Origin of the sequence: Salinarimonas sp., from assembly GCF_046292825.1 — a bacterium.
Classification (GTDB): domain Bacteria; phylum Pseudomonadota; class Alphaproteobacteria; order Rhizobiales; family Beijerinckiaceae; genus Salinarimonas.
Map to the genome: position 1 here is coordinate 1 of NZ_JBKBQG010000036.1, position 19,004 is coordinate 19,004.

The 19,004-nt window shown below is 68.4% G+C and carries 20 protein-coding genes and 2 tRNA genes; 8 read left to right on the plus strand and 14 right to left on the minus strand.

The window, feature by feature from the left end; translation table 11 throughout:
- Nucleotides 1-98: 98 nt before the first annotated feature.
- The 7 genes from ACK4UM_RS15585 to soxY all read right to left on the minus strand — a co-directional run bounded on the left by ACK4UM_RS15585 (nt 99) and on the right by soxY (nt 6,561).
- Entirely contained in the window at nt 99-1,379 is a 1,281-nt protein-coding gene (locus tag ACK4UM_RS15585) for an FCSD flavin-binding domain-containing protein (protein ID WP_409800816.1), read from the minus strand.
- 62 nt (nt 1,380-1,441) lie between these two features.
- Nucleotides 1,442-1,783, minus strand: a complete 342-nt coding sequence (locus ACK4UM_RS15590; RefSeq protein ID WP_409800818.1) for a c-type cytochrome — start codon at nt 1,781-1,783, stop codon at nt 1,442-1,444.
- Nucleotides 1,784-1,831: 48 nt separating this feature from the next.
- The gene (locus ACK4UM_RS15595) at nt 1,832-2,554 is read right to left on the minus strand and encodes a c-type cytochrome (RefSeq protein ID WP_409800820.1); all 723 of its coding nucleotides are present in this window, start codon (nt 2,552-2,554) and stop codon (nt 1,832-1,834) included.
- Nucleotides 2,538-3,833, minus strand: coding sequence for a sulfite dehydrogenase (soxC, locus tag ACK4UM_RS15600; RefSeq protein ID WP_409800821.1), 1,296 nt, complete (start codon nt 3,831-3,833; stop codon nt 2,538-2,540). The genes ACK4UM_RS15595 and soxC overlap by 17 nt, the downstream gene beginning before the upstream one ends.
- A gap of 34 nt (nt 3,834-3,867) precedes the next feature.
- Entirely contained in the window at nt 3,868-5,553 is a 1,686-nt protein-coding gene (gene soxB / locus ACK4UM_RS15605) for a thiosulfohydrolase SoxB (RefSeq protein WP_409800823.1), read from the minus strand.
- 171 nt (nt 5,554-5,724) lie between these two features.
- On the minus strand, nt 5,725-6,054 hold the full coding sequence (soxZ, locus tag ACK4UM_RS15610; RefSeq protein WP_409800825.1) for a thiosulfate oxidation carrier complex protein SoxZ: 330 nt from the start codon (nt 6,052-6,054) through the stop codon (nt 5,725-5,727).
- A 45-nt stretch (nt 6,055-6,099) separates the two neighbouring features.
- Nucleotides 6,100-6,561 carry a thiosulfate oxidation carrier protein SoxY gene (gene soxY / locus ACK4UM_RS15615; protein ID WP_409800901.1) on the minus strand — a complete coding sequence of 154 codons (462 nt, stop codon included), beginning with the start codon at nt 6,559-6,561 and terminating at the stop codon, nt 6,100-6,102.
- Between the two features lie 342 nt (nt 6,562-6,903).
- Here soxY and soxA point away from each other — a divergent pair, with 342 nt between their 5' ends.
- The 4 genes from soxA to ACK4UM_RS15635 all read left to right on the plus strand — a co-directional run bounded on the left by soxA (nt 6,904) and on the right by ACK4UM_RS15635 (nt 10,851).
- A complete protein-coding gene (soxA, locus tag ACK4UM_RS15620; RefSeq protein ID WP_409800827.1) occupies nt 6,904-7,746 on the plus strand; it encodes a sulfur oxidation c-type cytochrome SoxA in 843 nt (280 codons plus the stop codon).
- A gap of 13 nt (nt 7,747-7,759) precedes the next feature.
- Nucleotides 7,760-8,392: a sulfur oxidation c-type cytochrome SoxX gene (soxX, locus tag ACK4UM_RS15625; protein ID WP_409800829.1), complete on the plus strand. Its 633-nt coding sequence runs from the start codon at nt 7,760-7,762 to the stop codon at nt 8,390-8,392.
- Between the two features lie 105 nt (nt 8,393-8,497).
- The gene (locus ACK4UM_RS15630) at nt 8,498-9,679 is read left to right on the plus strand and encodes a hypothetical protein (protein WP_409800831.1); all 1,182 of its coding nucleotides are present in this window, start codon (nt 8,498-8,500) and stop codon (nt 9,677-9,679) included.
- A gap of 80 nt (nt 9,680-9,759) precedes the next feature.
- On the plus strand, nt 9,760-10,851 hold the full coding sequence (locus ACK4UM_RS15635; protein WP_409800833.1) for a DUF2336 domain-containing protein: 1,092 nt from the start codon (nt 9,760-9,762) through the stop codon (nt 10,849-10,851).
- 24 nt (nt 10,852-10,875) lie between these two features.
- On the opposite strand, the gene ACK4UM_RS15640 is transcribed toward ACK4UM_RS15635, so the two are convergent.
- A complete protein-coding gene (locus ACK4UM_RS15640; protein WP_409800835.1) occupies nt 10,876-11,079 on the minus strand; it encodes a DUF2892 domain-containing protein in 204 nt (67 codons plus the stop codon).
- 196 nt (nt 11,080-11,275) lie between these two features.
- On the opposite strand from ACK4UM_RS15640, the gene ACK4UM_RS15645 reads away from it, so the two are divergent.
- From ACK4UM_RS15645 to ACK4UM_RS15660, 4 genes are all read left to right on the plus strand, one after another.
- On the plus strand, nt 11,276-11,677 hold the full coding sequence (locus ACK4UM_RS15645; RefSeq protein WP_409800837.1) for a cupin domain-containing protein: 402 nt from the start codon (nt 11,276-11,278) through the stop codon (nt 11,675-11,677).
- Between the two features lie 339 nt (nt 11,678-12,016).
- Nucleotides 12,017-12,571 (plus strand): hypothetical protein, encoded by a 555-nt coding sequence (locus tag ACK4UM_RS15650; protein WP_409800839.1) that lies wholly within the window; start codon nt 12,017-12,019, stop codon nt 12,569-12,571.
- 233 nt (nt 12,572-12,804) lie between these two features.
- The gene (locus ACK4UM_RS15655) at nt 12,805-13,029 is read left to right on the plus strand and encodes a hypothetical protein (protein WP_409800841.1); all 225 of its coding nucleotides are present in this window, start codon (nt 12,805-12,807) and stop codon (nt 13,027-13,029) included.
- A gap of 66 nt (nt 13,030-13,095) precedes the next feature.
- A complete protein-coding gene (locus tag ACK4UM_RS15660; protein ID WP_409800843.1) occupies nt 13,096-13,380 on the plus strand; it encodes a hypothetical protein in 285 nt (94 codons plus the stop codon).
- 38 nt (nt 13,381-13,418) lie between these two features.
- Here the strand turns inward: ACK4UM_RS15660 and ACK4UM_RS15665 are convergent.
- From ACK4UM_RS15665 to ACK4UM_RS15690, 6 genes are all read right to left on the minus strand, one after another.
- A tRNA-Thr gene (locus tag ACK4UM_RS15665) sits at nt 13,419-13,494 on the minus strand.
- A 157-nt stretch (nt 13,495-13,651) separates the two neighbouring features.
- A tRNA-Gly gene (locus ACK4UM_RS15670) sits at nt 13,652-13,726 on the minus strand.
- 898 nt (nt 13,727-14,624) lie between these two features.
- A complete protein-coding gene (locus tag ACK4UM_RS15675; protein WP_409800844.1) occupies nt 14,625-15,701 on the minus strand; it encodes an alpha/beta fold hydrolase in 1,077 nt (358 codons plus the stop codon).
- A gap of 46 nt (nt 15,702-15,747) precedes the next feature.
- A complete protein-coding gene (locus ACK4UM_RS15680) occupies nt 15,748-17,262 on the minus strand; it encodes an L-lactate permease (RefSeq protein WP_409800846.1) in 1,515 nt (504 codons plus the stop codon).
- Between the two features lie 6 nt (nt 17,263-17,268).
- Nucleotides 17,269-18,036, minus strand: coding sequence for a DUF502 domain-containing protein (locus tag ACK4UM_RS15685; RefSeq protein ID WP_409800848.1), 768 nt, complete (start codon nt 18,034-18,036; stop codon nt 17,269-17,271).
- A 160-nt stretch (nt 18,037-18,196) separates the two neighbouring features.
- Nucleotides 18,197-18,781 carry a c-type cytochrome gene (locus tag ACK4UM_RS15690; RefSeq protein ID WP_409800850.1) on the minus strand — a complete coding sequence of 195 codons (585 nt, stop codon included), beginning with the start codon at nt 18,779-18,781 and terminating at the stop codon, nt 18,197-18,199.
- Between the last annotated feature and the right edge of the window lie 223 nt (nt 18,782-19,004).

Consider the following 19,004-nt stretch of genomic DNA (forward strand, 5'->3'; position numbering starts at 1 on the left):
GGCTGCGCCGCCGGGCCACCTTCCCCTGAGGGGAAGGAGAGCGGCGGCGGCAGCCGAATCGGCGCGCATCACGTCTCGACCCTCACCCGCGCACCGAATCACCCCCAGACGTCGGCGACGATGCCGGCGTACCAGCCCATGTTCTCGGCTTGCGTCTGGCGGCGCAGATCCGCGTCCTCTCCCGTCTGGGAGACGAAGGTCTCGGTGGCCGTGATCTTGCCGTCCTTGGGCTCGTAGCGCCCGCCGACCTTCACGGCGTCGTCCGTCGCGATCAGGCTCCAGCAGGTATTGGCGTAGCGGGCGGGGAAGGCGCGCGAGCCGGTGAGCGCGGCGCGGATCGCGTTTGCGGCGACCTTGGCCTGGCTGTTCGCCGAAAAGCCTGATTTCGGCATGTCGCCGGCGATGGTCGCATCGCCGAGGACCGTGATCGCCGGGTCCATGGTCGAGGCCATGGTGGCGGCGTCGATCGGGCAGAAGCCCGTCTCGTTGGCGAGCCCCGCATCCCGCGCGATCCGCCCGGCGACCTGGGCGGGGATGACGTTGATCATGTCGGCCTGGTATTCGCCGAAGCCGGTCTCCACCGTCATCGTCGCGGCGTCGACCCCGTGGATGCCCGAATGCATGTCCGGGTCCTGCCACTCGACCATGCCCGGATAATGCCGCTCCCAGCCCTCGATGAAGAGCGCCTGCTTCGAGAAGCTCGGCTTGGGGTCGAAGATCAGGATGCGCGAGGCGGTGTGGCCCTTGGCCTTCAGCACGTGCGCCATCATGGACACGCGCTCGTAGGGGCCGGGCGGGCAGCGATAGGGGTTGGGCGGGGCGATCATGACGATCCGCGCGCCGTCCTCGAGCGCGTCGAGCTGCGCCTTGAGGAGCTGCGTCTGCTGGCCCGCCTGCCAGGCATGCGGCAGCCGCTCGGCGGCCTCCTCCGAATAGCCCTCGACCGAGGAGAACACCATGTCGATGCCCGGCGCCACCACGAGGTGATCGTAGGTGACGTCCGTCCCGTCGGAGAGGCGCACGCTCCTGGCGTCGCGGTCGATGCCCTCGGCGCGGGCGCGCACGTGACGGATGCCGTAGGCGCTCTCGAGCGTGTCGTAGCCGTGCGTGATCGAGGCGAAATCCCGCACGTCGCCGAGATAGAGGTTCGAGTGGAAGCAGGTGGTGAAGCGCTCCTTCGGCTCGACGAGCACCACCTCGACCGCGCCTTGCGAATCGCGCGCGACGTATTTGGCGAGCGTGGCGCCGCCTGGCCCGCCGCCGATCACGACGAGGCGGGGTCTGTCGCTCTGCGCGAGCGCGGGGCGGGCGAGCGGAAGCGTGGCTGCGGCGCCGACGAGCGCGCCGGCCTTGAGAAGCGTGCGGCGTGAGATGTCCATGGCGTTCTCCTCCCGGCCGGCTCCCCCCGGCCAATGGTTTCTCTCGGTCTCGCGCGGGCCCGTCACGGCCCGAGCGTGGCGAAATACGCAGCCAGAGCGGCGATCTCCTCGTCGTCGTAGCGGCTCGCGATCGTCTGCATGACGGCGTTGTCGCGCTCCTTCCGGCGGTACTTGTCCATGACCAGCACGAAGCTCTCCTCCGGCCAGCCGACGATCGGCGGAATGCCGTCGAAGGCGCCGCTCGCCTGGTGGCAGGTGACGCATTCGCCGGCGAGATAGGCGCCGAACTCGACGTCGCCGGCGCGCGCGGCGGGCGCGCTCGCGAGAAGGGCGAGCGCGCAGAGCCCCGCCGCGACGCCCCGGAAGGGCGCCGCGCACGGGGCGCGGGGGAATCGAAGGGTCACGGGCGTTCCTCTCGTCTGCGGCGATTGTTCGCCTTATGATTGTGCCTGTCAATCCATGCGGCCACGCATCCCGTCCTCCGGCGTGACGTCGAGCACGCGCGCGCGGTTGGCGATGACGGCCTCGCCGGGCTTGCAATCCTCCATGCACGGCTCCCGCCAGAAATGCGCTTCCGACACGCCGCGGTCGTCGGGGAAGAAATTCGCCTCGTTGGGGAGCCGGATCTCGGTGAAGTTCTCGTTCGACAGCTCGAAATCCTCGTCGAGGATGACGTCGTTGAGGTAGAGGACGTAGGCCGTCACCGCGTAGAGCTCGTCCGGGCTCAGCGATTGCGCATTGCCGTAGGGCATCGCGCGGTTGATGTAGTCGATCAGGGTCGAGGCATGCGGCCAATAGGAGCCGACCGTCTTGACGGGATCGTGCGAGGCGAGGCTGCCCTCGCCGCCCGCGAGCATCGGCCAGCGCCCGGCCGCCTCCCCGAAATCGCCGTGGCAGACCGCGCATTGGGCGATGTAGACGTCCTCGCCGTCGCGCACCGTGCCGCGGCCGACGGGCAGTCCGTGCCCGTCGGGGCGGATGTCGATGTCCCAGCCGGCGATCTCCTCGGGCTTCGCCTCGCGCCCGAGGCCGAGCCCCGTCGGCAGCTCGATCGCGGCGACGGAGACCTCCGGTCCGGCATCGCCCGAGACCGAGCCCGGCCCTGCGGCATAGGCGAGCGAGCCGGCGAGGAGCGCGACGCCGGCGAGCGCGGCGATCTCAGGAAACCTCGACATTCTCCACCTCCCCGCTCGACATCACGTGCCAGGTCTGGATGCCGTTGTTGTGATAGATCGAGTTGACCCCGCGCACCTTGCGCAGCTCGTCCTTGGTCGGCTGCACGTAGCCGGTCTCGTCGATGGCGCGCGATTGCAGGAGGAGGGGCGAGCCGTCCCAGTCGAACTCGAAATAGAAGCGCGTCAACGCCTTGTTCCAGACCGGCCCGTCGAGCCGGGCGCGACGCCAATTGCGGCCGCCGTCGATGGAGACGTCGACCCCGGCGATCTTGCCGCGGCCGGACCAGGCGAGGCCCGAGATCACCGTGAAGCCGCGCGGATGATTGAGCGGCATCTGCGGCGAGGGGCTCGTGATCACGGACTTGGCGTCCATGACGAAGGTGAACTTGCGCGCGGAGCCGTCCTCGAGGAGATCGGTGTATTTCGAGGTCTCCTCGCGGTGATACCAGGGCTGGTCGCCGATCTCGATGCGGCGCAACCACTTGACCCACATGTTGGCTTCCCAGCCGGGGACGACCGCGCGCACCGGATAGCCGTTCTCGGGGCGCAGCATCTCGCCGTTCATGCGATAGGCGATGAGCACGTCGTCGAGCGCCTTCTCGATCGGCACCGAGCGCGTCATGCCGGCGGCGTCCGCGCCCTCGAGGAGGAGCCATTTGCCGTTCGGCTTCACGCCGGCTTCCGCGAGGATGTTGCGCAGCGGGATGCCCGTATACATGACCGAATGGATCATGCCGTGCGTGAACTGGCAGCCGTTGAGCTGCGCGCCGCGCCATTCCATGCCGGAATTGGCCGCGCATTCGCAGAAATAGGCGTGGTTCACGCGCGGGAAGCGCTTGAGGTCCTCGAGCGTGAAGACGAGCGGCTTCTCGACGAGACCGTGGACGATCAGCCGGTAATCGCGCGGGTCGATCTCGGCGATGCCGCCGTGATGGCGCTCGAAGCACAGGCCATTGGGCGTGATCGGCCCGTCGAGCTCGTGGATCGGGGTGAAGCTCACGGAGGATTCGCGCGAGGCGGTCAGCCATTCGACGTCGCGGCGGATGACGTGGCCCTCGTATTGCGAAGGCTTGCCGTAGGCGCGCACCGCCACACCGTCGCCGAGATAGCGCGACCAATCGGGCACGTTCGGCGGCAGGTTGTCCGGGTTGCCGATCTCGCGGGCGAGCGCCGTGCCGCCGCCCGCGAGCGCCGCGCCGCCCGCGGCGAGCCCCGCCTTCAGGAAGCCGCGCCGCGAGGCGATGCCGCCGCCCCCGCGCCCGTCTGTCTCGTTGCCCATCGAAGAAGTCCTCTTCTCGTCTCGTCTCGCGACCTCAGGCGCCGGTGACACGCACCCTGGCGGCGTCCTGCGGCGCGATCGTCTCGTGCTCGCGGATGTGATCCATCACCACGTCCCAGATCGGCGGGCCTTCCGTGCCCTCGTTGACGCTCGCCCAGCCGGCGACGACGTATTCGCGATCGGCCTCGATCGCCTCGCCGGTGCGCGTGAGGGTGAGGTCGGAGATCCGCCGGCCCATCGGCGCGGAGACGTCGATCGCGTAGGCGAGACCGCCGACGCGCACCATGTCGCCGCCCTGCTGGTAATAGGGATCGGGGTTGAACAGGTTGTCGGCGACGTCCTCGAGCACCTCCTTGAGGCGCGCGCCGGTCATGCCCATCCGGTAGGTGTTCGGATAGGTCATGGCGGTGACGTTGTAGACGTCCTCGACGGTGATCGGATCGCCCGGCAGCACCGAGGCGCCCCAGCGGAAGCCGGGCGAGAGCGAGATCTCGGCCTCGCGGCGCTCGAGCATCGCCTCGCAGATCACGTCGTCGAAGGTGCCGTTGAAATTGCCGCGCCGGTAGAGGAGCGTCTGCGCGACGCCGAGCTTCTCGGAGAGCAGCGCCTCGTGCGGCGCGCGGATCTCGGCGATCTTCGCCGCCATTTCCGGTTCGGGGGCGATCGCGTCGGAGAAGACCGGGATCAGCTTGTAGCCGAAATCGCGCACCTCCCCGCCCGAGATATCGAGATCGAGCCGCGAGACGAATTTCCCGTGCGATCCGGACGCGATGACGAGCGTGCGACCGACCATCACCGGCTCCGGCAGCGCGTCGTGGGTGTGGCCGGTGAGCACGACGTCGATGCCCGGCACGCGCGCGGCGAGCTTGCGGTCGACGTCGAAGCCGTTGTGGGAGAGAAGGATCACGAGCCCCGCCCCCTCGGCGCGCGCCGCCGCGACGGAGCGCGCGAGCGCCTCCTCGCGGATGCCGAAGGACCAGGAGGGGATCATCCAGCGCGGATTGGCGATCGGCGTGTAGGGGAAGGCCTGGCCGATCACGGCGATCTTCACGCCGGCGCGCTCGAGGAACGCGGTCGATTCGAAGACCGGCTCCTCCCAATCCGTGTCGCGGATGTTCTGGGCGAGGAAGGGGAAATCGAGCTCGTCGACGAGCTCCGCGACGCGCTCCTCGCCGAGCGTGAATTCCCAATGGCCGACCATCGCGTCCGGGCGCAGGAGCGCCATGGCCGAGACCATGTCGGCGCCGCCGGTGACGAGCGAGGTGTAGGAATTCTGCCAGGTGTCGCCGCCGTCGAGGAGGAGCGTGTTGGCGTCCCCCCGCTCGGCGCGGATCGCCGCGATCACGGTCGCGACCCGATCGAGCCCGCCCATGCGGCCGTAGGCGCGGGCGAGCGCGGCGAAATCCTCGTGGGCGAGCGCGTGGGCGAGCGCCGATCCCGGCTCGATGCCGTAGAGATCGAGGAGCGCGCGGCCGGAGACGTGCGGCACGAGCCCCTTGACCTCGCCGACCCCGAGATTGATCGCGGGCTCGCGGAAATGGATCGGCACGAGCTGGGCGTGGATGTCCGTCACGTGGACGATCGAGAGCCGCCCGACGCCGTTCATGGCGAGGAGGTCGTCCTGGCCGAGGCTCTGGCGGGCGAAGGCGCGCGACCAGCCCATCGGCAGGATCGCCGCGGTCGCCGCCGCCATCTGGAGGAAGTCGCGTCGCGTGGTCATGGGCCCGTTCCGGTCTCGTCGGTGCCGCCGAGGCCCGCTTCGGCGCGCGGGCGCGAGCAGCCGTGCGCGCGCTCGTCGCGCGCGCCGATCGGCGGCTGCCTCGGAAAGCGATGGCGTTGCGCGTCGGGAGAGGGCGGCGCGAGACCGCGCCGCGCCCGTCCGCGCGGCGGATCAGTTGACGGTGATCTGTTCCTGCGCGGTGATCACCGTGCCGTCGTCGTCGATCCAGGTGAAGGTGAGCGTGCCGGAGCGGTCGGGCTTCACGTGGAACTGGAAATAGGGATTGGCCGAGACGGCGGGTTCGATGTCGCAGGAGAACACCACCTGCCCTTCGAACTCGCACTTGAAGGTGTTGATGATCCGGCGCGGGATGACGTTGCCGTCGCCGTCGCGGCGCTGGCCGGATTCCATCGTGTGGGAGATGAGCGTCTTCACCTCGATGACGTCGCCCTTCGAGATCTCGGAGCGGTCGAGGCGGATACGGGGACGGGGGGTCGACATGGCGCGTGATCCTCGTGTTCGGATGGGGTCTCGAGCGTGTCCGAATCAGCCGCCGCAGCCGCCGATCGTCACCTTGACCTCCTTGCGGTCCATGAAGACCGAGCCGTCGCTCATCTTCGCCACCGCGATCACGTCCTGCGTGTTGGCGAGGCGGATGCGGGTATTGGCGAGCGCGATGCCCGACATCGGCGTGAAGGCGAACTTGGCGACGCCCGGGCGCGGATTGCCGTCGGCGACGACGAGCACCTCGACGACGTGGTCCTCCTCCGTCATCGGGCTGTCGACGGTAACCGTCATCGGCACCGTGTTGCCGTTCTCGGCGATCTCCGGCACGTCGAGCATGACGCGGCCCATGGTCGGCTCGCGGCCCTCCGTGAAGGCCATGATCTCGGCCATGTAATCGTCGGCGGCGGCCTGCGCCGGCGAGACGGCGACGCGCCCCAGCGCGCCGGCGGCGGCAACGGCGCCCACGCCCGCGAACAGCGCCTGGCGTCGGGTGAGCAACATCCTCATCGATCCTCTCCTTCTCGCGCCGCGCGCCCGGCTCGCGAGCCGGCACGACGCGTCCGTCCCTGCGCGCGGCAGGGCAGCGTCGGTCTTCGCATCAGGAGAACGACAGGCGCCGACGTCGATCGCGCGGCGCGCCCTCGCGCTCCTCCCAAAACACGGCCCGCTCTTGGCGGCGGACACATTCAGTTTTTCAGATGTTGCCTGCGGCGGCGGGTCCCGTCAACCGATTTTCGCCACGTTTCGGACTTCCCATAGAATTTTTTGCATGTATCATGGCTGCGACCGTTCGCCACAAGGACGGCCGACAAATCATCGCACGAGGCTCGGGAGGAAACGGCCTTGCGGAAGACCACAAGCATGGCGCTGGCGGCGACGCTGGCGGCCACGGCGGCGCTCGCCCTCTGGGGCGCGCCGACCTTCGCCCAGACCGACGAGGAGACCCAGCGCGGCCTCGAGCGGTTCCGCCAGATGCTGCGCGAGGACCCGTGGGCGAACCCCGCCCTTCTCGACGCCGATCGCGGCGAGGACCTCTGGCGCGAGGCGCGCGGACCCAACGGCGTCTCGCTCGAGACCTGCGATCTCGGCCTCGGCCCCGGCGTGGTGGACGGCGCCTTCGCGCAGCTGCCGCGCTATTTCGAGGATGCCGGTCGCGTGATGGATGCGGAGACGCGCATCCTGTGGTGCATGGAGACGATCCAGGGCATCGACACCGCCGCCTTCCTCGCGCGCCCCCATCCCGGCGGCGGCGCTCCGGTGAAGGAGGTCGGCGCCATCGCGACCTTCGTCGCCAACCGCTCGGAGGGCATGGATTTCGCGCCCCGCCTCGACGACGAGCCCGGCCGCGAGATGGTCGCGCTCGGCGAGGCCCTGTTCAACCGCCGCTCGGGGCCGTTCGACTTCTCCTGCGCCACCTGCCACGCGGAGAGCGGCCAGCGCATCCGCCTGCAGGAATTGCCGCATCTGTCGGATCCGGAGGAGGCGCAGGCGGTCGTCGGCGAATGGCCGGCCTATCGGATCTCGTCGACCCACGTGATGACGATGCAGCACCGCATGTACGACTGCTATTGGCAGATGCGCATGCCGCAATTGCTGTTCGGCTCGGAGGCGTCCGTCGCGCTCATCGCCTTCCTGGTCGACCGGGCCGAAGGCGGCGCGATCGCCGCGCCCGGCATCAAGCGCTGAGGGAGGTGACACCATGCGCACGCTTCTCGTCCCCCTCTGCGCCGCGGCGCTCCTCGCGACGCCCGTCCTCGCGACCTCCGCCTTCGGCCAGGACCGGCCGGAGATCTCGGTCGAGCGCAAGGACGCGGTGATCCGCGACGCCTTCCCCAATCTCGACGAGCAATGGGCCGCCAGACTCGTGCCCGACGAGACCATGCGAGTGTGCAACGAGCACGCGAACGAGCCGCCCGACGACCTCTTCGAGGAAATCCGCGAGCGCGCCGCCGCCTCGATCGTCTATCCCGAGGACGGCACGCTGATGGGCGATTGGAAGAAGGGCGAGGCCCTCGCCCAATCGGGCTACGGCATGCGCTTCACCGACTATCCCGCGCGGCGGGAGACGGGCGGGAACTGCTATGCCTGCCACCAGCTCACGCCGCAGGAGGTCTCCTACGGCACGCTCGGCCCGAGCCTTCTCGGCTACGGCAAGCTCAGGGACTTCTCGGACGACGCGGTCAAGGCCGCCTACGAGAAGATCTTCAACCCCCACGTCGTCTATCCCTGCTCGATGATGCCGCGCTTCGGCGTCAACGCGGTGCTCACCCCCGAGCAGATCAAGGACATCGTGGCCCTGTTGATGAACCCCGAATCGCCGGTCAATCAGTGATCTGAATGCGCTCCCGTCGACTGAATGATTTGTCGGCGGGAGCTTGCAACGTGATCCTGAAAGAGCTAAAGCCAAGATGGTTCATGCCTTTACGCAGGCAAAGATATGGCTTGTATTTATTGTGGCAGCGACGGACCTTTCTCAGCTGAACACGTCTTCCCCGTGGGCCTTGGGGGCAACGACAAGCAGTGGATCATCCGCGATAAAGTCTGCGCCACATGCAATACCGACGTCTTCTCGCGATTCGAAGCGCGAGTACTTAAATCGTCAATTATTGCGATTCCCCGAATGTTTTCACTCGGACTTAGGCCACGGCGGACTGGCAAGAGGCCCCAAAGGAATTTTGCGTTCACAAAGAACTCGGTCGTCGACACAACGAGCGGACGAAATTTAAAGATCGAGATTGGCCGCGGGGGCACGCCGGAGATCCTGCCTCAGATCTGGACTGATGGGAACAGCTACGAAATCAATGGCAAGGACCGCAACGAGATTTATGCTTTACTCTATAGAGTAAGAGAATTCACGGACGGCCTTTTTTCTATCGCGAGCCGCGCGTTAGACGCAGACGAGCGGAAGCTGTTTCAAGTTTATGGATTCAAACATCAGAGATCGAAGCTAGAGTCTTTTGGCGCAGAAACTGTGTCAAGCCTCCCAAGTGAATACGCTTGGCTTGATAGAATAGAACCTCAGGCGAAAACTGTACCGAGCGTCATCTATATGCGTCGAGATAGGGTACTCGTCGGAGAATTTCCAAGCGCTGAGGCCTATGCAGCTGAACTAATCACACTTAGCTATTCCACAATCTCAGAAGAGATTGCTGCTCAGGACGCTCATAGTCAAGTATTAGAAAATCCTCGTGTTAGCTTAACCGTTTCGACTGACTTTAGGGACTTAGATAGAATGCTTGTAAAGATATCACTAAATACAATATACCATTTGTTTGCCGTCGCTCCTGAGAGACTCCGGGGTGATGTAGCAAACTATGTGCTGACGGGAGACGGACAATACCTGTTTTCTCCAATACCACATAATTCGCTGCCATCATTTGAAATTACCGCTCGGCGACATCAGCATTTAGTGCTCATTCAACCGTTCGCCGAAGAAATCGCGGTAACGATAAGCCTATTCGGCTCTTTTAATTTTGTAGGTAGATTTGTTTTGTACGAAACCAATCCTAGAATCAACGCAGTATCAGTAATTGTAGATCACGAGTCGGAAACCATCGAAGCGCTGCCATTTGACGACTTCCTACTAGGAATTGCTCAGACTATCTGTAACGACGAATAGAACCAAGAGTTGCTGTCTTCGTTGTCAGAAAGCCTTAACCATCCGCGCCTAATGTCGGGACGTCTGGAGGCTCTAGCGACATGTCCGTCGATCCCGCGATCATGGCCGATCTCGAGGGGGCGCTCGCCGCGCGCGACCCGGTCGAGCGCGGTCGCGCGGGCGAACGGCTCGCCGATCTCTTCCTCGCCCGCGCCCCGAGCCTCGCCGAGGAACACGTCGCGGTCTTCGACGAGGTGCTCGAGAAGCTCGTCGGCGACATCACCTTCAAGGCCCGCGTCGCGCTCGCCGAGCGCTTCGCCGATTGCCCCAACGCGCCGCGCAAGGTGGTGCGCGAATTCGCGTCCGACCACGCGATCGCGGTCGCCCGCCCGGTGCTCGAGCGCTGCGAGCGCCTCGATCTCGAGACGCTCCTCTCCGTCGCGCAGGTGCGCGGGCAGGAGCACCTCGTCGCGATGGCGCGCCGCCGCTCGGTACCGGCGGAGCTCTCCGACGTGATCGTCGAGCGCGGCGAGCGGCGGGTCGTGCTCGTGCTCGCCGGCAATCCCGGCGCCGCCTTCTCTCCCGATGCCGCGGCGATCCTCGTCGCGCGCGCGCAGACGGACGACGGCCTCGCCCGCAGCGTCGCCGAGCGCGGCGACGCCTTCTCCGGCCGCTTCGCCACCCTCGTCGCCAAGGCCCGCGCCCATGTCCGCGCGACGCTCGTCGGCGACGGCGAGGACCCGGACGTGGTCGAGGCCCTGATCGACCGCATCGTCGGCGAGATCGCGGTGCGTGGCGACAAGCGCACGCTCATCGGCCAGTTCGCCGAGCCGATGGCGTCGGTGCAGGAGCGCGCCGCCGAGAACGGCCTGACCGAGCTCGACGCGCTCGGCGCGCTGCTCGACGGCAAGACCGCCGAGGCTTTGTGCGTGATCGCGGTGATGCAGGGCCTGCCGATCGAGTTCATCGCCCGCGCCTTCCACGCCGCGACGACCGCGCCGATCCTCGTCCTCTCCCGCGCCTGCGATTTCCGCTGGCGCACCGTCAAGCAGCTGCTCGCCGCCAAGCTCGGCCGCACGATGCCCGACGTGCTGGCCGAGGACGCCCGCGCCACCTACGAGCGGCTCGGCCCCTCGACCGCGCGGCGCGTGCTCCGCCAGGCGATCGCCAAGGAGCGCGGCGCGAAGCATTGAGCGCCGCGCCGCCGAAGCGCGCGTTCAGCCGAAGGCCGGCTTCGAGGGCATGTTCAGCTTGCGCAGGATCATCACGACCGGGCACAGACCCGTGAACGACGCCTGGATCAGGTGCGCGCCCATGATCCCCGTCACCCAGAGCCAAGCGGGGCTCTGATAGACGGCGAGGAGCACGCTCCCCAGGACGACGATGCCGACGACGAGCAGAATGGTGCGTTCGATGGTCATTCTCGCCTCCGATGGATCGGGGGAGCCCGGATCATCGCACCGTGTGTTCCGCCGCGGCATCCGCATCGATCCGGAGGCGGCCGATCTTGCCTGCCCCATCCCCTGTTCGCGCCCGCGCCGCTTGCCGCGGGGGCGCACCGCGCGCGACACTCTCGCGAGACGCCCCGCGAGAGGGCGAATGCCAGGAGGATGCGCCATGTCGAGCGATCGCACGACCGACCCCGCCCGCGACTTCGTCGTCACCCATGCCCGCGACGCCCGCTTCGAGGGCGGCCTGCGCGGCTTCTTCGAATATCGCGATCTCGCGATGCGAGAGGCGACCGACGGGCGCATCCAGGCGCACGTGATCCGCGCCAAGCCCGGCCACGCGCCCGCCGGCGGCTGGCACTACCACGTGCTCGACTTCCAGATGGTCTACGTGCTCGAGGGCTGGGTGCGCTTCGAATACGAGGGCGTCGGCGAGGTCCTGCTCGAGCCCGGCTCCTGCGTGAACCAGCCCCCCGGCATCCTCCACCGCGAGATCGCGCATTCCGAGGATCTCGTGCTTTTGGAGATCACCGCGCCGGCGCAGTTCGAGACGGTGGCGGTGGAGCGGTGAGGATGCCACTCCGTCTGGTGCCGGCTGTCGGGATCGAACCGACGACCTTCCGCTTCCAAGGCGCGACGACATGGCAGAAATCGCCGAATTCTGAAGCACGTCTTGGGATAGCCACCGTCCCGATCAGGTGCGAAATGAGGCTGAAGTCTAAACGGCATAGTCGCCGCCGAAGCTTGAGCGCCTGCCCTCTATCGGCACACCGCTGACGAAACAGGGTTCTGCTACCGTTCGGACAAGACCGCATCCTCCGGCGGACGCCCGGCCACCTTGTGCCAGTTCTACTTGCTTGATGTCGCGCTCCGTGCAACTCTTCACGAAGACGCACAGCGGAGAGCGGAGATGGCGAAGCACCTTGTCATCGCGGTAGATTGGTATGGCCCATATAGTGCTGCCGAGGCGAAGCTAAAGCTCTCAGACTTCCAATCCGAAGGTCTTTACTTTGCTTTAGGCAAAAACGGGAATTCTAGAAGCAAATCTCCGCAGTACGTCGGAATATCTACTGATTTAAAGAAACGAGTCAATCCTCAACATACAACGCTCAGCAAAATCGAAGACATCGAAATCTGGCTGGGAGAGGTGGGGACCGCCCGTCCCTCAGGGCGAAACATCAAAAGCACGCCACAGACTTTAGACTATTCAGAGTGGCTGCTCGCATATTTTATGGACGTCCCTTTGAACAAAAAGAAAACTCAGAGCATTCCGGACGTTGCGGTGTCCTTGCTAAACAGATGGTGGAAGAAGGACTATGCGACACCCCGAGCCAGGCGCCCCCATCCAGATTGGCCAGATTTCATCGATTATTTGGGCCACGATTATCCGGCGCGAATGGTCTGGTTTGGTGGCCGTGCGGAACGAATGAAACCGCCCTTTGAAGGCCGACTGCGACTGGACTGATTGGGCTTATCCCCTCGGTGGCGAGAGGTGTCCCGCCGGTCGACAGACGGAAAGCCTCACGAGAACGCATGTCCCGCTTCGCCTTGCCCTGCGTCTTCCCTCACAATCTTGCGCGAGCGGCGCGAACGATGCATGAACGTGTGTCGGTCGGTGGCACACGGTTGGCACGGACCTGTTCATGGCTCGTTCGACTTGCCGGCCAGTCGACCTTTTCCGGACAGGGTGGTGGCGACGTGGCTGCTCGTCTGCGCTCGACTCTTGTGCCGCTCGCGCAGAAGGGCGTCGACACCGCCTGGCGCCTGATCAAGACGTGGCGCGCGCTCTGGAAGGTCGCGAGCGCGATGCGCTACTGCCTCCTCGGCCAGGGCCCGAGCGCCGGCATTCGCCGCCAGGGGCAGCCGCGCCGTGCTCTGCGCTGGAGCGAGGGGGAGGTCGTGCGCCTCGTGAAGGCCGCCTGACGCCGCGGATACAAGGGGCTCGCTTGCATCGTCGCCGTGGCGTGGGATACGCAGCTCCGCACAATCATGGACACGCGTCGCTCAGGCGCGGTCGAGGTGCTCGCCGGAAGCGTCGGCCCCGGCGCGCTTGCTGCGAAGTTGGGGAAGCAGATCGACGACGCTCGCGCCCTCCAGGCGACCTACCTGCCTGTCGATCCGGCACTCGTGCGCGCGGCCGACGAAGCACGCCGGCGCGGCTGCGCCTTGCTGCGCGCGAGCGTGCCGAGCGCGCAGGCGGATGAGGCAGTTTCGACCACCTTGCGAACAGATCGAGGTGAAGAAAGGCTAAACGCACCCGCCAGGGCGTTCTAAACGCGGGTGCCCAGGCAGCACTAACTCATTGATAATGTTGGTGCCGGCTGTCGGGATCGAACCGACGACCTTCCGCTTACAAGGCGGGTGCTCTACCAGCTGAGCTAAGCCGGCGGGCGCGGAGGGAGCGCCGTCGAGGGATGGGGTAGCAGCGCGGCGGCGCGGGTGCAAGGGTGGGTTCACGGGCAGGAGCCGAAGCGGGGCCGCGCCCGAAAACGACGAAGGCGGCCCGGAGGCCGCCTGTTGTGTCGCGATCGCCGCGATGGGAGTTTGGAGCGGGCGAAGGGATTCGAACCCTCGACCCCAACCTTGGCAAGGTTGTGCTCTACCCCTGAGCTACACCCGCACCGCTCCGTGCCGGCCGCGTCGCTGTCGCGTCGCCGTCGGCGAGGCCGTTCTAATGGACCAGGCCGATCGGGATTGCAAGCGGAAAAATCGGGGTCGGCGAAAGATCGAGGGTTAACGCGGCCCTAACCCGCCAAGCGCAGGATCGGCCTCGGTTTCGACACGCTTTGCGGACAGCTTGCCGCCCATGACGGACACCGACACGCCTCGAGACGCGTCCTCGGACGCCGCCCCCGCCGGCCCGCGCCTCGCGCTCGCCGCCGCCGGAATCACGATCGCGGGCCTCGCCGCGTTCGGCGCCGTGCTCCTCGTCGCGCCGCGCGAGCCGGAGGCGCCGCTGGTGACGGGATCGATCGTCGAGGAGCCCGCCCCCGCCGAGAGCGCCGCGCTCGACACGCCCGATCTCGACGCTCTCGCCGCCGCGCGCCCGAGCGAACCCGCGCCTGCGCCGGTCGCCGCCGTGCTGCCGCCGCCGCCCGCGCCCTTCGCCGCGATCCGCGATTCGCGGACGCTGCGGCTCACCGGGGCGGTGGCGAGCGAGGCCGAGCGCGCCGCGATCCTCGCCTTCGCGCAGACGCGCTTCGTGGCCGAACCCGTTCTCGACGAGATGGCGGTCGACGCGGCCGCGCTCGCCGCGCCCGAGCCCGTGACGCAGGCGGCGCTCGTCGCCCTCTCCCGCCTCGCCGAGGGGGAGGCGCGGCTCGCCGAAGGCGCGCTCGTGCTGGAAGGCCGCAGCCTCTATCGGCAGGTCGCCGGGCGGGTCGAGGCCGAGCTCGGCGCGCAGCTGCCCGCCGGCTGGCAGGCGCGGCTCTCGCTCGCGAGCCCGGACGCGGCAGCCGAACCGACGATTCCCCCGGTCCCCGCGCGCGCGCGCACGGCGCCGGTCGCGGCGTCCGTCGTCACGCCGGCCGTGGCGGGAAGCCCGGGTGCGAGCCTGCCTTCGGCAGACGCGGTTCCTGAGGCGTCTGCGGAGGCGTCTGCGCAGGTGCCTCCCGGCGCGCCTCTCCTCGAATCTCCCCTGCCGCCTCTGCCGCAGCGGGCGGCGCTGACGGATCTCGATCGTCACCCGCTTCCGCCGCGTCGATGAAGGCGACGATCCGCGCGGCGGTCTCGCCGTCGAGGAGCGGCGCGTGGCCCTGGCCGGGCACCTCGTGGGCCGCGATGCGCGGGTGACGCGCGAGCATGGCCGTCAGCGTCTCGCGCGAGAGCACGTCCGAGAGCGCCCCGCGGACGACGAGCACCGGCACGTGGGCGAGCGCCTCGAAGAGCGGCCACAGAGCGGGCGGCTCCTGCTCGAGATCGAGCACCTCGAGCGTCTTCACGAGCGCCGGATCGTAGGTCGGCACGAGGCCGCTCCCCTTGTCCCCCTCCCCCGGCTCGCGGAAGATCCCCTCCGCGAGCTTGCGCCAGCCGGCCTCGTCGAGCGCCGGAAACTGGGCGTCGTTGAGCCGGCGCAGCGCCTCGATCGCCTCCTCCCACCCCTTCGGCCGCGGCATCTTGGCGAGCGCCGAGCGGATGCGGATCAGCCCCTTCGCCTGGACGACGGGCCCGACATCGACGAGGACGGCGCCCGCGATCAGCGTCGGTCGCGTGGCGGCGAGCGCCATCGTGATCAGCCCCCCGCGCGAGGTGCCGACGAAGATCGCCTCCGCCACGCCCGCCGCCGCCAGGACCGCGAGCACGTCCCCGCTCTCCACCTCGATCGAATAGCGCCGCCAGTCCGGATCGTGGGCGGAGAGGCCGCGGCCGCGATAATCGAGGGCGATCACCCGGCGCGGACGGCCCTCGAGGGTCGAGAGGGCGAGCGCGAGATCGTGGAAATCGTGGGCGTTGCGGGTGAGCCCCGGCAGGCAGACGACGGGCGGGTGCGCGTCGGGCGCCTGCCCGTAGACGCGCGCGTGGAGCCGCAGGCCGTCGCCCGCGCGCACGAAGAGCGAGCGGAAGGGAGCGGGCGGGGGCGTCGGCGTGGTGATCATGGCGTCGGTCCTCCGGGGTCGGGGCGGGGCGGGGGCGCGGCCGGCATCAGGGGCGCCATCCCACGAGAGCGAGGACGAGCAACCCGCCGAGCAGCGTGTAGAGCGCGCAGGCCGGCGCCGTCAGGCGCAGGATCGGACCCTCGCGGCCGGTGAGGCCGACGGTCGCGCCGCCCGCCACGATGTTGTGCGGCGCGACGATGTTGCCGACCGCCGCCCCGAAACTCTGCGCGGCGAGGAGCGGCGTCGACGCGAGGCCCAGCGCGCGCGCGGTCTGGCCCTGGAACTCGGACAGGAGGATGTTCGAGGCCGTCGCGGAGCCCGTCACGAAGGTGCCGAGCACGCCCACCGCCGGCGCGACGAGCGGCCAGAGCGGCCCGATCCCCGCCGCCGCCTCGGCGAGCGCGTCGATCATGCCCGCATGCACCATCAGCCGCGCGATCGCGAGCATGGCGAGCAGCGCCACGACGACCGGCGCGAGCCGCCGCCCCGCCCGCGCCATCGCCCCGCCGATCGCGCCGAGGCTCCCGCCCTGCGCCAGCACGCCGCCGACGAAGCCGAGCATGAGGATCGTGCCGGGATGGTAGAGGGCCTCGAAGCGCCCCGAAAAGCCGCCCTCGAGGCTCCAGGCCACCGCGACGCTCCGCAGCGCCTCCTGGAGGGGCGGGACGAGGCGGGTCAGGAGGACGAGGGCGACAACGACGAGATAGGGCAGGCTCGCCGCCGCGAGCGCGCGTGCCGAGAGCGGCGCCGCGTCGACGCGCGCCGTCCGCTTCGACGCGACGCGCAGCGCCAGGACGAAGAGCCCCACCCCGACGACCGCGCCGCCGAGCGTCGGCAGTTCGGGGCCGACGAAGGTCGCGAGGAGGAGGGCGGGGGCGAAGAAGCAGGCGGCGGCGAGGAGCGCGAGGCCGAGATCGGCGCGCCGCAGCGGCGCGTCCTCGGCGAGCCGCACCAGAATGACGACGAGGAGGGCCCCGATCAGCGCGTGGTAGAGCCCCGTGCGCGCGGCGATCTCGGAAGCGGGCACGCCGGTGATCTCGGCCTGGGCGAGGATCGGCGTGCCGATCGCGCCGAAGGACACGCCCGCCGAATGGCCGATCAGCGCGAGCGCGACCGCCTTGAGCGGCGAAAAACCGAGGCTGACGAGGAGGGGAGCGGCGAGCGCGACCGGCGTCCCGAAGCCCGCCGCGCCCTCCATGAACAGGCCGAAGAAGAAGGCGACGAGGAGCGCCAGCACGCGGGGAGCATCGGAGACCCGCGACAGCGCGTCCCGGATCGCCGCGAAGGCGCCCGAGCGCTCCTGGGCTTCGTAGATGCACAGAGCCGGAAAGACGATCCAGACGATGGTCCCCGCCGTGAAGGCGGCTTCGAGGAGCGCGAAGCCGACGGCGCGGCCGGGCCCGAGCTCGGGCAGGATCGCGCGGCCGTAGCCGAAGGCGAGGAGGGCGACCGCGAGCGCGAGGACGAGACCGACGAGACCCGCGCGCGCCGCCGACCAGCGCAGGCCGAGCATCGCCGCGAGGATCGCCGCGAGGGGAATGCCGGCCGCCAGAGCCTGCATGCGCCCTCACGCGTCCGCGGGATCGCGCGGGGCGGGGGCCCGCAGCGGCGGATCGGGATCGCGCACGAGGGTGATCGGACGGTCGGTCGCGTGCGCCTCGGGCTGGAGGATCGCCGGCCCCGGCGTCATCCGGATGCGCCCCGGCGTCAGCGCGCCGCCCGAGACGATGAAGCTCATCGCGTCGTTGGCCGACCAGTCGAGGAAGACGAGCCGCGCGGTGGGCACGAGCTCGACATAGCCCGAGGTCGGGTTCGGCGTCGTCGGAACGTAGACGGCGGCGATCTCCTCGCCGGTATCGGCGGCGTGGAAGGTCGCGGTGACGAAGCCGAGCGCGCGCATGTCGCGGGAGGGGAACTCGATGAGGACGACGCGCTGGCGACCCTTGCCGTCCTCCCCCGTCTGCAGCGAGGAGACGAGGGTGCGGGTCGCGGAATAGACGGTCTTCACGAAGGGGACGTAGTCGATGATCTGATCGACCATCTTCAGAATGCGCCGGCCGATCACGGCGTTGGCGGCCGCGCCGATCAGATAGAGCCCCATCAGGACGATGAGGAGCGCGAGCGCGGACTGGAACCAGGTCTGCGCGAGGAGATCGGCGAAGAGCGCGTAGTCGGAGCGCACGTTGCGCGCCACCGTCAGCGCGAAGGGGCGCCCGGCGGAGACGAGGATGTCGATGATGAAGGAGACGACGAAATAGGTCACCCAGAGCGGGATGACGACGAGCAGCCCCGAGATCAGGTTGCGACGGAAGCGCAGATGCGAGTTCGAACTCATCGACCGGTCACGACCATCTCGAGCGAATGCCTCGGCGGGAGACTACAACGCGCGCCGTCCCGCCGCGACCGAAAAACGGAACATGGCGAAGGGCCCATGAACGCGAAAGGCCGGGCATGCGCCCGGCCCCTCTCGACGTCGCGGGACATCCGAACCGCGCTCACTGGACGGCGGGCGCGCCTTCCCCGGCGGGCGCCTCGGCGACCTCCGGCAGCGGCGGCGGGTTCGCGGTGATGGAGGCGAGATAGGCGATCATGTCGGCGCGGGTCTGCGCGGAGCGGACGCCCGCGAAGGACATCGACGTGCCGGGCATGTAGCCGCGCGGATTGGCGAGGAAGCCGTAGAGCTCCTCGTAGCCCCAGACCTCGCCGCGCGCGCCGGCCTCGCGCATCGCCGCCGAATAGCCGAAGCCGTCGATATGGGCCTTGGGACCGCCGACGATGTCGTGCAGGTTGGGGCCGACGCCGTTGGGGCCGCCCGGCGTGAAGCTGTGGCAGCTCGCGCAGGCGCGCATGGCCGCTTCGCCACGGGACGGATCGGCCGCGGCGAGCAGGATCGGCAGCGGCTCCTCGGCGGGGGCTTCCGCGACCTCGGTCACGACGCCCTCGGGGGTGGGCAGGGCATAGCCGGCGATTCCCGCCGGACGCGGCGTGAAGAGCGCATCCGAGAGGACGCCCACTCCGACCACGAACAAGAGCGCGCCGAACACGGCACCCATGATCTTGTTGAGCTCGAACGAGTTCATGCGGAAACTCCAGACTGCCGGCGAGGCGCGTGACGTGACGTGTGGCGCATGGACCGCCGGGTACGTTCGCACCCCGCAGCGGCGGTTGATTAGCCTCTTTCAAACCGGCTTGACAAGGGAAACCGCAGCGCTGCGTCGTCGCACTTTCGCCTGAGCCCGTGCGCGGTCTCGATTTTCCACCGCGCCGACCGGCCTCCTCCCGCGTTGTCCCCCGGGACGAGAC